The 14,133-nt window shown below is 40.9% G+C and carries 13 protein-coding genes; 10 read left to right on the top strand and 3 right to left on the bottom strand.

What is annotated here, in order from left to right:
- Positions 1–2: 2 nt before the first annotated feature.
- The 3 genes from yaaA to dnaA form a co-directional block, all read right to left on the bottom strand.
- Positions 3–221, bottom strand: a complete 219-nt coding sequence (gene yaaA, locus CEF17_RS16580; RefSeq protein WP_100400504.1) for a S4 domain-containing protein YaaA — start codon at positions 219–221, stop codon at positions 3–5.
- Positions 222–499: 278 nt separating this feature from the next.
- Entirely contained in the window at positions 500–1,642 is a 1,143-nt protein-coding gene (dnaN, locus tag CEF17_RS16575; protein WP_100400503.1) for a DNA polymerase III subunit beta, read from the bottom strand.
- A gap of 154 nt (positions 1,643–1,796) precedes the next feature.
- Positions 1,797–3,149, bottom strand: a complete 1,353-nt coding sequence (gene dnaA, locus CEF17_RS16570) for a chromosomal replication initiator protein DnaA (protein WP_100400502.1) — start codon at positions 3,147–3,149, stop codon at positions 1,797–1,799.
- Positions 3,150–4,114: 965 nt separating this feature from the next.
- Between dnaA and rpmH the strand changes: the two genes are divergently transcribed.
- The 10 genes from rpmH to CEF17_RS16515 all read left to right on the top strand — a co-directional run bounded on the left by rpmH (position 4,115) and on the right by CEF17_RS16515 (position 14,074).
- Positions 4,115–4,252, top strand: a complete 138-nt coding sequence (rpmH, locus tag CEF17_RS16560; RefSeq protein ID WP_100400500.1) for a 50S ribosomal protein L34 — start codon at positions 4,115–4,117, stop codon at positions 4,250–4,252.
- 123 nt (positions 4,253–4,375) lie between these two features.
- Positions 4,376–4,762, top strand: a complete 387-nt coding sequence (gene rnpA / locus CEF17_RS16555) for a ribonuclease P protein component (protein WP_100400499.1) — start codon at positions 4,376–4,378, stop codon at positions 4,760–4,762.
- A gap of 329 nt (positions 4,763–5,091) precedes the next feature.
- On the top strand, positions 5,092–5,859 hold the full coding sequence (spoIIIJ, locus tag CEF17_RS16550) for a YidC family membrane integrase SpoIIIJ (protein WP_054636246.1): 768 nt from the start codon (positions 5,092–5,094) through the stop codon (positions 5,857–5,859).
- Positions 5,859–6,494 carry an RNA-binding cell elongation regulator Jag/EloR gene (jag, locus tag CEF17_RS16545; RefSeq protein WP_100400498.1) on the top strand — a complete coding sequence of 212 codons (636 nt, stop codon included), beginning with the start codon at positions 5,859–5,861 and terminating at the stop codon, positions 6,492–6,494. The genes spoIIIJ and jag overlap by 1 nt, the downstream gene beginning before the upstream one ends.
- A gap of 643 nt (positions 6,495–7,137) precedes the next feature.
- Positions 7,138–8,514 (top strand): tRNA uridine-5-carboxymethylaminomethyl(34) synthesis GTPase MnmE, encoded by a 1,377-nt coding sequence (gene mnmE / locus CEF17_RS16540; RefSeq protein ID WP_100400497.1) that lies wholly within the window; start codon positions 7,138–7,140, stop codon positions 8,512–8,514.
- Positions 8,515–8,556: 42 nt separating this feature from the next.
- Positions 8,557–10,446 carry a tRNA uridine-5-carboxymethylaminomethyl(34) synthesis enzyme MnmG gene (gene mnmG, locus CEF17_RS16535; protein WP_100400949.1) on the top strand — a complete coding sequence of 630 codons (1,890 nt, stop codon included), beginning with the start codon at positions 8,557–8,559 and terminating at the stop codon, positions 10,444–10,446.
- Positions 10,447–10,526: 80 nt separating this feature from the next.
- On the top strand, positions 10,527–11,243 hold the full coding sequence (gene rsmG, locus CEF17_RS16530; RefSeq protein ID WP_100400496.1) for a 16S rRNA (guanine(527)-N(7))-methyltransferase RsmG: 717 nt from the start codon (positions 10,527–10,529) through the stop codon (positions 11,241–11,243).
- Between the two features lie 191 nt (positions 11,244–11,434).
- Positions 11,435–12,292 carry a nucleoid occlusion protein gene (gene noc, locus CEF17_RS16525; RefSeq protein ID WP_100400495.1) on the top strand — a complete coding sequence of 286 codons (858 nt, stop codon included), beginning with the start codon at positions 11,435–11,437 and terminating at the stop codon, positions 12,290–12,292.
- A 173-nt stretch (positions 12,293–12,465) separates the two neighbouring features.
- Positions 12,466–13,227 (top strand): ParA family protein, encoded by a 762-nt coding sequence (locus CEF17_RS16520; RefSeq protein WP_100400494.1) that lies wholly within the window; start codon positions 12,466–12,468, stop codon positions 13,225–13,227.
- Complete coding sequence (locus CEF17_RS16515; RefSeq protein ID WP_100400493.1) at positions 13,220–14,074, top strand: ParB/RepB/Spo0J family partition protein; 855 nt, start codon at positions 13,220–13,222, stop codon at positions 14,072–14,074. The genes CEF17_RS16520 and CEF17_RS16515 overlap by 8 nt, the downstream gene beginning before the upstream one ends.
- The last annotated feature ends 59 nt before the right edge of the window (positions 14,075–14,133 follow it).

The following is a 14,133-nucleotide window of genomic DNA, read 5'->3' as shown; positions in this document are numbered from 1 at the left end:
CTCTAACTAGGAGCGGAAACAACAAACTTCCCTATCCCTTCAATGACTATTTCATCCCCGTCATAGAGCTTTTTCCCTCTTCGCTGTTCCGGCTCTCCATTTAACTGAATCTCATGTTCAGATAAAAACCACTTGGCCATCCCGCCTGTATCGATAACCCCGGTTTCTTTTAAGAATTGACCAAGAGTAATATATTCCGTTGAAATCTTTACTTGCTCCATCCCTTGCTCCCTCCTTTTGTCACCAGTTTTCAATCAGGAAAATAAGGTCTTTATCAAAATAAACAATGTATGCCTCCGCAAGGCACATGGATACATCTTATATTTTACTAAACTCTCGTCCATACGCCAATAGGCTGTTTGGATTTCTTTTTTCCCTTAAGGCTCTACTCCTTATTGTCTTTACATTTTATTATTTTACCCTTTTTGTTTTTTTCTTTACCAACAGAAAACCCGCTTTTTTGGGAAAGCGGGAATCGGCTGATAACTCAATACTCTTTTTAGTATGTTCTGACGGGTGAAAAAAGGTGAAGCATTTGGTTATGGTCTGTCGGACGGATGACAAAAGGACTCATAGCTCCAGTAAACATGATATCGATCACTTCACTATCAATGACTTTTAAGGCATCCATGATGTTTTTGCCGTTAAAAGAGATCCTAAGTTCTTCTCCTTCAAGCTTTTCGGTCGTAATTTTTTCAGTAACCTTCCCTACTTCTGCAGACACTGAGCTCACTTCTATTGTTGATTGATCAAGCGTCTTTAGGTTAATGACATTGTTTTTTGCTTCCCTGGATAACAGCAGAGCACGTTCGAGTGAATTTAAAAGCTCTTTTGTGTGGATTTCCATGCGCGTTTTTGACTGGCTTGGAATCATATTTTTTGTTACCGGGTACTTTCCATCGAGTAAACGAGAGAAAAACAAAAGGTTCTTAAGTTTAAACAGAACTTGGCTTTCGGTTACTACAATGTCTATATAGTCTTCGCTGTCTTCTATGATCTTACTTAGTTCGTTTAAGCTTTTCCCAGGAATCACAACGTTGCTTATTTCCAGTTCCTCCATGTTTGTTTCCACAGGAGCCGTCCGAAGTGCCAGCCTGTGACTGTCTGTTGCAGTACAGGAAAGTATCTGGTCTTCTATTTCCAGGTTTACACCTGTCAACACGGGGCGTGTTTCCTGAGAGGACACTGCAAAAACTGTTTGCCTGATCATATCTTTCAACAAGCTTTGGGGCAATGAAAACGTCTGATCTTCCTCAAGCTGTGGTAAACGCGGGTACTCTTCAGGATCTAGTCCGTTTAAATTAAACACTACACTTCCTGATCGTAAAGTGGTTGCAAATTGATCTTGAACACTTACCTCTATTTCATTACCAGGGAGTTTTTTAACTATATCAGCGAAGAATTTTGCCTGAAGTACGATGCTTCCTTCATTTTTTACTTCCACATTTCTTTTTTCATCTTCTTCAGATGGAATAAACGCTTCTATGGATATATCAGAATCACTTCCTGTTAAAGTGACGCCTGTTTGTGAAGCTGAAATTTTTATGCCCGTTAATATGGGGATTGTTGTACGGGAAGAAACAGCTTTATTTACATGCTGTACCCCGTGTACAAATTGTTCTCTGTTTATGACAAAATGCATAATTCATCTCCCTTTAACATATATTTATTATTTAATAAAAAAAGTCGTCGTAGTAATAGAGGGTGTTTATACTGTGGATAAGTCAGAAGAGTTCAGGAATGGCAAAGAAATCCACATGTGGATAGTGTGTGTGTAACTTTACTGGTTTTGCACATTATCCTTTAAGCTTGTCGATAATTTCCTGCACCTTTTGCTGTAATTCTTCATCAGACGACATTAATTTTGAAATTTTCTCATGAGCATGAATGACTGTCGTATGATCTCTTCCGCCGAATTCCTCCCCGATTTTAGGCAGAGATGAATCTGTCATTTCCCTTGAGAGGTACATAGCAATCTGTCGTGGAAAAGCGATCGTTTTTGTTCGTTTTTTTGCCATGAGCTCATCTCTTTGAATTTGAAAATGTCCGGCTACCTGCGTCTGGATATCCTGTATGGTCACAATCCTCGGTTTAGCTGTAGGAATGATATCTTTTAAGGCTTCTGCAGCAAGATCGGCATTCATATCCTGGTTAATTAACGATGAATAAGCGACCACTCGAATCAGAGCCCCTTCAAGCTCCCTTATATTTGTATCTATTTGATTTGCGATATAAAGCATGACTTCATTTGGAATATCAAGCTTCTCTGCTTTTGCTTTTTTTCGCAGGATCGCAATTCTCGTTTCCAGGTCTGGAGGCGTAATGTCTGTGATTAACCCCCATTCAAATCTAGAGCGGAGCCGATCTTCCAATGTGGGGATCTCTTTTGGTGGACGATCACTTGAGATCACAATTTGTTTGCTTTCTTCGTGCAGGGCATTAAACGTATGGAAAAATTCTTCTTGAGTCTGTTCTTTCCCCGCTAGAAATTGAATATCATCTATCAAAAGAACGTCAACGTTTCGATACTTGTTTCGAAAGTTAATCGTTTTGTTGTCACGGATAGAATTAATAAACTCATTAGTGAATTTCTCAGAAGATAAATACACCACGCGAGCACTGGGATTATGGTCAATGACGTAATGCCCAATTGCGTGCATCAAGTGAGTTTTCCCAAGTCCTACACCACCGTATATAAATAAGGGATTGTATGCTTTAGCAGGTGCTTCGGCCACTGCTAAAGAAGCAGCATGGGCAAATCGGTTTCCTGAGCCAATGACAAACGTGTTAAACGTATATTTGTCATTTAACATGCTTTTTGGAATTTCTTCTTGTGCAGCCTGGGCTTTAGGAGGGGATTTCTTCAAATCTTCCTCAACTGAAAACTGATCTGTTTCTTCATCATCCGGGATAATAAATTTCACCTGCAAAGTAGCTCCAGTAATGTCCTTTAATGTATCGGAAATAATGTCGGAATATCGGTTTTCAAGCCAGTCCCTGGCGAATTCATTGGGTGCTTTTACAATGATCATATCTTCTTTTATATCTGCTGCTTGAGTTGCCTTCAGCCAGGTTTCAAAACTGGGCTTACTCACTTTTTTTTGAATAAGCTCAAGCGTTTGATTCCACAAATCAGTTATATTCTCCAATCCGTGCACCCTCCTTTTGTCAGTAATATTGTCTTCCCTTCCGAGAAAAACAAGGCAAGAAAGGCTTCCCAACTTCATTGTGAAAATAAGAAGGAAGCCCTCGTAAGGTCAGTTGTATAAGAAATGTTCACCCTGTATGTATAAAAATACTCAAGTACTTATGCACAAAAAATGAGCACAAATAAACATGTATATATAATATAGTAGGAAGAAGGAATGTCCACAATTGGAAGTGAAATGTGGACAAGCATATACAGAGCCTGTGGAAAGTTATCAACACAGTTATCAACAGCTGTGGATAAGAAAAACCTTGTTCACAGTTGTCCAGAGTAAAAACAAATATATCATATCAAAAAAAAAGAGCGTTAGCAACGGGATTATATGTACTTATCCACACAACTCTATCCCTTGTGTACAAAAATTATCCACACCACAAGATAGTGTGTACAACTTGTCGAAAGGATGTCGAAAACTAAAAAAAGGATCACCTAAGTTATCCACAAAGGCAAATTCTGTTACAAGGAACAAAGATTACTTCATTTAGGGAAATTCAATTTTTCAGGCAGGCGGAAAAGAATAAGAAAGGCAGAATTCCTTTTTTTTATGCTCTGATAAAGAGGAATGTTGTTTCTTATAGGAGATAAATACGCATACGCCGTCGGGAATAGCATGATCCACAGATCCCAAAAGGTTTTTCCGAAGGCTATGGCAAACCGAGACATAGAAGACACCGTGAATGCAAATGAAGTGATGCATTAATGGATGTTGCACTTACGTTTAGGATCAAGCGAGCGTAAATAAACAACAAAGTTTTACAAACCCTTTTAATTAGAGGAGTGTTTCCATTTACCTTTGACTTATGTGAATATAAAAAACAGAAGCACCTTGACATGTTTGTCTTTCCTCTATATAATTCTACAGGATGTCTTGTTTATAGAAGATAAACCTCAGGAGGTGCATATAGAATGGGAAAACCAACTTTTAACCCGAATAATCGTAAGCGTAAAAAGGTTCATGGCTTCCGTGCGCGTATGAGCACAAAGAATGGACGTCAAGTATTAAAGCGTCGTCGTCAAAAAGGAAGAAAAGTATTATCCGCTTAAGGCCACTGATTGTGACAGTGGTCTTTTTTTCTCTTTTATTTGTATGTTTTAAAAAGAAGGGGAACTTATAAGTGTGAAATCTACTTTTTTCATTACATATTTTTTGTCTAATGAGGTGCTGGAATGAAAAAGGAGTACAGAATAAAAAAAAATGAAGAATTTAGCGCTGTGTTCCAAAAGGGGACCTCTTTTGCCAATCGGCAGTTAGTAATTTATGTTATGGATAAACCAGGTCAGGAGCACTTTCGAGTCGGGCTTACTGTCAGCAAAAAAGTAGGGAACGCTGTAACCAGAAATCGGATTAAGCGCCACCTTCGTGAGCTTGTCAGGGAATTTAAAGATGACATGCTTCAAGAGAAAGATTACGTAATTATTGCCAGAATTCCTGTAGCCAATATGGATTACCATGAAATAAAGAAGAGCCTTATTCATGTAATGAAAAGGGGAAAGATACTAAGATCATCCAGACAATCAAGGCAGCAATCTCCAAAAAACATAAGAAAAAAATAACAGGAACAAAATTGTTCATAGAATGATATCTTTATTTCTTGTTATCTCTTCGCTACAATAGTAAAAGTAGTGTCTTTTGACCAAAATTGTAGGTTTTTATGAGAAAGATTCTGTGACCTGAAATGTTCGTTTTCTCCAGGAAGAAGCGGGAGTGGACAACTGGGACTGGCAGGGGAGGAAGACTGTGAAAACAATTATGTTTGTGGTCGTGCAGTAAGAACAAGCGGCCAATGGCACGCTGTTTGTTTTCTCATCTCGACACCCAACATGGTGCGGGAATTTTTTTATAAAGCCTGCTCATACTTAGATATAGTCAAGGAGGAAGGGTAGTGAGCAAGAAACTAGGTTTGGCAGCAATGCTTGTTGGTTTAATGGTTTTTTTGACTGGATGTTTCAACATTGAGGATCCGATCACAGCTGACAGCGAAGGTGTTTGGGATTCTTTTTTTGTGTATCCGCTCTCGTGGCTTTTAATTACGATAGCTGAATACTTTCAAGGAGATTATGGGTATGGTCTTTCGATCATTATTGTAACGATTATCCTTCGTATTTTAATTCTGCCGTTAATGATTAAACAAACAAAAAGCGCCAAAGCAATGCAGGAACTTCAGCCTGAAATGCAGAAGTTAAGAGAAAAATACAGTGCAAAAGATCAGCAGACACAGCAAAAGCTTCAGCAGGAAACAATGAAGATGTTCCAGGAACGGGGAGTCAATCCATTGGCGGGCTGTCTGCCTATCTTCATTCAAATGCCGATTCTTATTGCTTTTTACCATGCAATTATGAGAACGAGAGAAATTGAAGGACATGTATTTTTATGGTTCCCTCTCGATTCCCCGGATTTTATCTTGCCGCTGATTGCAGGGGTAACCACATTCATTCAGCAAAAAATGATGATGGTTACAGATAACCCGCAAATGAAAATTTTGCTTTATATGATGCCGATCATGATTACAGTATTTGCTTTCTTCTTCCCGGCAGCACTTGCATTATACTGGGTTATCGGTAACTTATTTATGATTGTCCAAACGTACTTTATTACTGGTCCGAATGTGAAGAAAAAAGCTGATGCTGAAGCAGGAGGAGCGAAAAAGTAGTGAGAACGATTAAGGTCTCCGGTAAAACGATTGAAAAAGCCTTATCTCAAGCACTTAACGACCTTGAAGCACAAAGAGACGAAGTGGAGTACGAGGTACTTGAAGAACCTCAAAAAGGGTTCCTCGGGTTCATTGGAAACAAGCCTGCTTTACTGAAGGTGCAGGTGAAACCTCAGCCAAAAGAAGAAGCTTTATCCTTTTTAAAACAGCTTCTGCAGGACATGGAAGTAAAGGCAGAGGTAGAGGAAAAGGGAGAAGGAAAGGATATTGAATTTCATCTGACCGGGGAAGATTTAGGGTCTCTTATCGGAAAAAGAGGAAAAACGTTAGATGCTATTCAGTATCTTGTTAATCTGGTTGCAAACCGTCACTCGGATCAATATCTTCGGCTTACGGTAGACGCTGAAGGATACCGTGAAAGAAGAAAACAGTCGTTAGAGCATTTAGCATCTCGTCTGGCAAACAAGGCTTTGAAAACAAGGCAAAAGGTAACACTTGAGCCTATGAATGCGAGAGAAAGAAAAATCATTCATCATGCTTTGCAAAAGTCACGTGAGATAGAGACTTTTTCGGAAGGAAAAGAACCTTATCGTAAAGTTACTATCCTTCCTAAGGATCATAGTGGGAAGAGATAGGGACAACGGCCGGAGACGCCGTTGCTCACAAACGAAAGGAGACGCCGTACAGGCGTCTCTTTTTTTATGGTTACGAGCTGCTTGTCGCATCTTCGGATATATTACTGATGCAGAAATTTTCACCAAAAAAAGCTCGCTTTCTTCATTATAGGTAATTAATAAAGAGAGGAAAGCAGTCTACGTCATTTAGATGTTAAAACAATTTCCAGCTCCATATCCCCGCCATGTTTCATACTTACTAAAGGTGGACGATGTGTAGTCTACGTAGAGTCTATATGTAGTCTACATGTAGTAGAAGATACATCCTGTGCGTTAGAAAAGGCTCGTGTATGACTGACCAATAGCCATACCCAGGAGCTCTCCAGCTCCTTCTTTTTAGACAACCAGAATGACTGAGAGCAAAGAAGGAAGGAAACGGAGGAAGATACTGGATAGTAGTCATATTCATGGAAAGCAGTTATCCACTTGTGGATAAATATTCTTTATATCCCTCGTTTTTTGTGATATTCTATTTTGTCAGGAAAGGAATATATCCACAACCTTTTCTGAAAGAAAAAGCTTCTTATCATTTATTAAGACCTTTTTGGCTATACCATAGATAATTACTTTAATTTATATAGAAGAAAACAGGGAGGTGTGTTTCTTGGAATTTGATACGATTACCGCCATTTCCACTCCTTCGGGGGAAGGGGCAATAGCGATTGTGCGGATTAGTGGAGATGCGGCAGTCACGATTGCCGACAATATTTTTAAAGGAAAAACACCTCTGGCAAAGGCTGAGACTCATACAATTCACTACGGCCATTTGATAGAGCCGTCTACAAGTGAAATAATAGAAGAAGTGATGGTCTCTGTACTGAGGGCTCCTCGTACGTTTACAAAAGAAGATATCATAGAGATTAACTGCCACGGGGGAATTGTATCAGTTAACCGGGTTCTTGACCTGGTTCTCAGCCAGGGAGCAAGGCTTGCTGAACCTGGTGAGTTTACCAAAAGAGCCTTTTTGAATGGCCGAATTGACCTTTCCCAGGCAGAAGGGGTTATTGATTTAATTCGCGCGAAAACTGACCGGGCAATGAATGTGGCTTTAAAACAAGTCGAAGGTCGGCTTTCTTCTCAAGTGCGCCGCTTAAGACAAAAGCTGCTGGAAACGGTCGCTCATGTCGAAGTAAATATTGATTACCCTGAATATGATGCAGAAACCGTGACACTTGAGTTATTGAAAGAAAAAGGAGAAGAGGTTCGACAGGAAATCGAGCAGCTTCTGATGACGGCAAAACAAGGGAAAATACTAAGAGAGGGATTGGCAACTGCCATCATAGGGCGCCCTAATGTGGGAAAATCATCTCTTATGAACAGCCTTGTCCATGAAAACAAAGCGATTGTGACAGACATCCCCGGCACTACAAGAGATGTGCTTGAAGAGTATGTGAATGTTCGCGGGGTTCCCCTTCGTTTAATTGATACAGCTGGAATCAGAGAAACAGAGGACATCGTGGAGAAAATCGGTGTAGAACGCTCAAGAAAAGCGTTAGCTGACGCTGAACTCATCCTCTTTGTGTTAAATGCGGCTGAAGAATTATCTAAAGAAGATGAGGCTCTCTTTGAAGCGATACAGGATATGAATGCTGTAGTTGTTTTAAATAAGACAGACCTGGAGATCAAAATAGATACAGACAGGGTAAGCAGCTTAGCAGGAGAGCGGCCTGTGATCAGTACTTCCTTATTGAAAGAAGAAGGCATTGACGAGCTTGAACAAGCGATTGCCCATCTCTTTTTTGATGAAGGTGTGGAAGGGGCCGATTTAAGCTACGTGTCTAACGCTCGCCATATTGCCCTGTTAAAGCAGGCTAAAGGAGCTATTGAAGAAGCACTGGAAGGAGCAGATATGATGCTTCCAGTGGATATGGTTCAAATTGATATTACCCGGGCCTGGGAGCTTCTCGGTGAAGTTATTGGCGATAATGTTCATGAAAGCTTGATCGATCAGCTGTTTTCTCAGTTCTGTTTAGGAAAATAAAGTATGAATGAAAAGAATATAAAAGAAAAAGGAGGATGCAGCATGCAATACCAAGGCGGTAATTATGACGTCATCGTCATCGGAGCGGGGCATGCCGGCGTTGAAGCCGGGCTTGCTGCTGCCCGTATGGGAGCGAACACTCTCGTACTCACTTTAAACTTGGATTCTGTTGCGTTTATGCCATGTAACCCTTCTGTAGGCGGTCCGGCTAAAGGAATTGTAGTCAGGGAAATTGATGCCTTGGGCGGGGAAATGGCACGAAACATTGACAAAACCCATATTCAAATGAGAATGCTTAATACAAGAAAAGGTCCAGCGGTGCGTGCACTTCGGGCTCAAGCTGACAAATTTTTGTACCAGCATGAAATGAAAAAAACGATGGAGGAAGAAGAGAATTTAATCCTTCGTCAAGGCATGGTGGAAGAATTAATTGTAGAAGACGGTGTTTGTAAAGGCGTAATCACTAATACGGGTGCTGCTTACTACGGTACATCAGTCGTTGTGACTACAGGCACGTATTTACGCGGGAAGATCATTCTTGGGGAACTCTCGTATGAGAGCGGTCCAAATAACATGCAGCCATCGGTTAACCTTTCTCATAACTTAAAGGATTTAGGTTTCGACATGGTTCGTTTTAAGACCGGGACTCCGCCGAGAGTCAACGGAAATACCATAGACTATGATAAGACCGAGATTCAGCCAGGCGATGAAGAGCCACGGGCTTTTTCCTATGAAACAACAAAGTATATTACCGATCAGCTTCCATGCTGGCTCACGTATACAGGTGAAGAAACTCATCAAATGATTAATGACAACCTGGGCCGTTCTCCTATGTACTCAGGAATGATTGAAGGTACAGGACCAAGGTATTGTCCATCCATTGAAGACAAGATTGTCCGCTTTAACGATAAACCGAGACACCAGATCTTTTTAGAGCCAGAAGGCCGTAATACGACGGAAGTGTATGTACAAGGATTATCTACAAGCCTTCCGGAAGACGTTCAGTTTAAGATGCTGAAAACCATACCAGGACTTGAAAACGTCCGGATGATGAGACCTGGCTATGCTATTGAATATGATGCAATTGTTCCCACACAGCTTTGGCCGACACTGGAGACAAAGCGTATTGAAGGCCTGTTTACGGCAGGACAGATCAATGGAACCTCAGGATATGAGGAAGCTGCAGGACAAGGGTTGATGGCAGGCATTAACGCTGCGAGAAAATCCCAAGGAAAAGACGGACTCATCCTTGATCGTTCCGATGCTTATATCGGAGTATTAATTGATGATCTTGTGACAAAAGGAACAAATGAACCGTACCGTTTATTAACTTCGAGAGCCGAATATCGACTTATTCTGCGCCATGACAATGCGGATCTGCGCCTTACCGAAACCGGTCGCGATATTGGCCTGATTTCGGAAGAACGCTTTGAAAGGTTTACACGGAAAAAGGAACAAATTGCTGCTGAAAAGGCTCGGTTAGAAAAAGTGATTATTAAGCCGACGAAAGACGTCCAGCGCATGCTTGAAGAAAAAGAAGGAACGCCTATGAAAGAAGCCGTTTCTGCTTCTCATTTACTCAAGCGTCCAGAGCTTGGATACCAGGATGTTGCTCAATTTTCTCCTGCCGAAGCTGCGTTGACACCGGATGTTGCCGAGCAGGTGGAAATCCAAATAAAATATGAAGGCTACATTGCAAAACAGCTTGAACAAATAGAAAAGATGAAGAAAATGGAAGAGAAAAAGATACCAGAAAACCTCGATTACTCAGCGATTTCAGGGCTTGCCACAGAAGCCAGACAAAAGCTGAGTGAAGTAAGGCCCTTATCAGTTGGGCAGGCTTCCAGAGTAGCTGGGGTGAATCCTTCTGACATTTCGATTTTGTTAGTGTATTTAGAGCAAGGAAAGCTGGCAAGAGTAAAAGAAGCTTAATGAAGGTAAACAGGCTCCCTCTGTAATAGATGGGGGCCTGTCATTTACATAAGTACCTACAGAAAAGGTGGAGCAGAGACATGAGTAGACAATTTTTTACAACGTGGCTTGAAAAAGAAGGCCTCTCTTTATCACAACATCAGCAAAAGCAGTTTGATGAGTACTTTCATCTCCTTGTGGAATGGAACAAAAAAATGAATTTAACAGGCATTACCGAAGAAGATGAAGTGTATGAAAAGCATTTTTATGACTCATTAACGGTCGCTTTTTTTCATGATTTCACGAAAGTGAAGAAAGTGATAGATATTGGTGCTGGTGCTGGTTTTCCGAGCCTTCCGTTAAAAATTGCTTACCCCCATCTTGAAGTGGTGATCGTAGATTCTTTAAAAAAGAGAATTACGTTTTTAGAACACGTTGCTGAACAAATTGGCCTAGATAAGGTCCATTTCATGCATGGCAGAGCGGAGGAGCTTGCAAGAAAAAAAGAACTTCGGGAGCAGTTTGATGTGGCTTTGGCTAGAGCAGTAGCCCGAATGCCGGTCCTTACAGAATTGTGCCTGCCATTTGTGCAAAAAAATGGCGCTTTTCTTGCGATGAAGGGTGCAAGCGGGCTGGAAGAAAAAGAAGAGGCAGGAAAAGCAATTTCCCAGCTGGGAGGGAAGTGGGGCGAGGCTTACTCATTAAAGCTTCCAGGAGAAGAAAGTGAGCGTTCTATTTTAAAAGTCGAAAAAGTTAAAGAAACGCCTAAAGCCTATCCTAGAAAGCCTGGAACACCTTCAAGGCAGCCGATAGTATAATTTGTTCCTCTGGACAAAGTCCCTGTTCATGATACAATTGACGCATATTATTCCCGTTTTCTGCTTACGCAAAACTATCATTCTGAATAAAGTGTCAGCATTCTTTTAAAAATATGTTTCAGCAAGGAAGGATTCTCTCTTTTTTTGAAGAAAGTAAATAGATTGTAGCTCCAATAAGGTGGTGTCAGGCAATGAAGCAATCGCTTCAACGGTTGTTTGGCCTCGGCGATCAGCATGAAGGCAAAGAAGAAAATGAAATAGAAAGCTTGGAAGAGATCCAGCAGGAAGAAGTGAAAAATCTTCCAGTAGAGGACATTATACCTAACCCTTATCAACCCCGGACTGTATTCCAGGATGAAAAAATAAAAGAATTGGCTCAGACCATCCGGACTCACGGAGTCTTACAGCCGATCGTTGTAAGGGTGAGAAATGGCCGCTTTGAACTCATTGCAGGTGAACGCCGTCTCCGGGCTGTTAAAAGCTTAGGCTGGGAGGAAATCCCGGCTTTAATTAAGGATTATAATGATGCTCAAACGGCCTCATTAGCGTTAATTGAGAATCTTCAAAGAGAAGGCCTGACAGCGATTGAGGAAGCCTTGGCTTATGATAAGCTCTTACAAATCCATAATTTAACTCAGGAAAGTCTTGCCCAGCGTTTAGGAAAAGGCCAATCAACTGTTGCGAATAAGCTTCGTCTGCTTCACCTTCCTGAGTCTGTTCAAGATGCATTAATGAATAGACTCATTACTGAACGGCATGCAAGAGCCCTCCTTGCTTTAAAAGATGAAGAAAAACAATCAAAGCTTCTTTCAGAAATCTTAGAAAAAGAACTGAATGTAAAGCAGACGGAAGAACGTATCAAAAAGATGCTGGAGGAAGTACCAAAGAAAAAGGCCAAACGAAAGCATTACCCTAAAGATATGAGAGTGGCTATGAATACGATCCGTCAATCTGTCGACATGGTAGAAAAAAGCGGCTTACACATAGATACAGATGAAGAGGAAAATGAAGACTTCTACCAATTCACCATTCGTATTCCTAAAAAATAATCTATCATGGAGACATGGTAGATTTTTTTCTGGGAAGCTTTGAAGACTGTTCCCAGAGAGAATGACACGAAAATGAAAACAAAATTTCCCGGGAAACATGATAAAATAAAACCAGTATTTTTCAATGTTGTTTTTGATAGAAAGAAGTCAGGGGAGAGAAAGTTGGTGAGCCTGTGGCAAAGGTAATTTCGGTTGCTAACCAGAAAGGCGGAGTGGGGAAAACCACGACTGCTGTGAACTTAAGTGCCTGTCTAGCTTACATAGGAAAAAAAGTTCTTCTCATAGATATAGATCCACAAGGAAATGCAACAAGCGGGGCTGGCATAGGTAAAGGCGATGTAGACGAGTGTGTATATAATCTACTGGTGGAAGACATGGATATTAGAGATGTGATTCGTCCTTCTTCAGTTGAAAACCTTGACGTCGTTCCTGCAACGATTCAATTATCAGGAGCAGAGATTGAGCTAGTACCGACAATCTCAAGAGAAATCCGCTTAAAAAAGGCTCTTTCTGACGTGCAGAGTGAGTATGATTACATGATTATAGACTGTCCCCCATCTTTAGGGTTGTTAACCTTAAATGCCTTAACAGCCTCGGATTCAGTTCTGATCCCCGTTCAATGTGAGTATTATGCGTTAGAAGGCTTAAGCCAGTTATTAAACACGATAAGGCTTGTTCAAAAACATTTAAACACAGATTTAATGATTCAAGGGGTTTTACTTACTATGCTTGATGCCAGGACAAACTTGGGCCTGCAAGTCATCGAAGAAGTAAAGAAGTATTTCAGGGAAAAAGTATTCCAAGCCATTGTTCCTCGTAACGTCAGGCTGGGGGAAGCACCCAGCCATGGAAAGCCCATTATCATCTATGATGCGAAATCCAGAGGGGCGGAAGTGTATTTAGAATTAGCAAAGGAAGTGGTTTCCGTTGGGTAAAGGGCTTGGAAAAGGATTGAGTGCATTTTTTCCAGAAGAACTCACTAGTCAGGAAGATGGAGTTCAAGAAGTAAGAGTAAAGGATTTGCGCCCAAATCCTTATCAGCCTAGGAAAGTTTTTTCTAAGGAGGCAATTGAAGAGCTAAGAATTTCAATTGAAAGAAACGGGATTCTTCAGCCTTTGATTGTCAGAAAGAGCATTAAAGGGTACGAAATTGTCGTAGGTGAAAGACGATTTCGGGCGGCACAAGCAGCCAAGCTGGATAGAGTGCCTGCTATCGTTAAGGACCTATCAGATGAAAAAATGATGGAAATCGCTCTTATTGAAAATTTACAGCGGGAAAATTTAAACCCTCTTGAAGAGGCATACGCTTATGAAAAGCTAATGAATTACCTAGAGGTGACTCAAGAACAGCTTTCCAAGCGTCTGGGCAAAAGCAGGCCTCATATTGCAAATCATCTTCGTCTTCTCCAGCTCCCGGCTAAGGTTCAGCAAATGATAGGAGAGAAAGAACTATCCATGGGGCACGGACGGACTCTGCTTGGTCTCAAGGAAGAAAAAGAGATAACAAAAGCAGCGGAAAAAGTATTAAAGGACAAGTTAAGCGTCCGGCAGACAGAGGAGCTTGTACAGCGAATCAATGAAGATGTTTCACGTGGAACGAAGAAAAAGAATGAAGGGAAGCCCTCGGTCTTTATTAAAGCAAAGGAAGAGGAACTTCGTACTTATTTTGGCACCTCGGTTTCGATTAAAAAAGGTAAAAAAAGGGGGAAAATTGAAATTGAATTTTTCTCTGAAGATGACCTTGAAAGGATTCTTCAATTAATGGAGAGTGAGGAAGCTTAATAAAAAGCCTTTACGGTCTCGAAGCCATCAGCATGATGGCTTCTTCTTTGTAGAAAACT

This window comes from Bacillus sp. FJAT-44742, assembly GCF_002797315.1.
Lineage (GTDB): Bacteria > Bacillota > Bacilli > Bacillales > Marinococcaceae > Thalassorhabdus > Thalassorhabdus alkalitolerans.
This window is presented reverse-complemented; position numbering and strand designations above follow the sequence as displayed.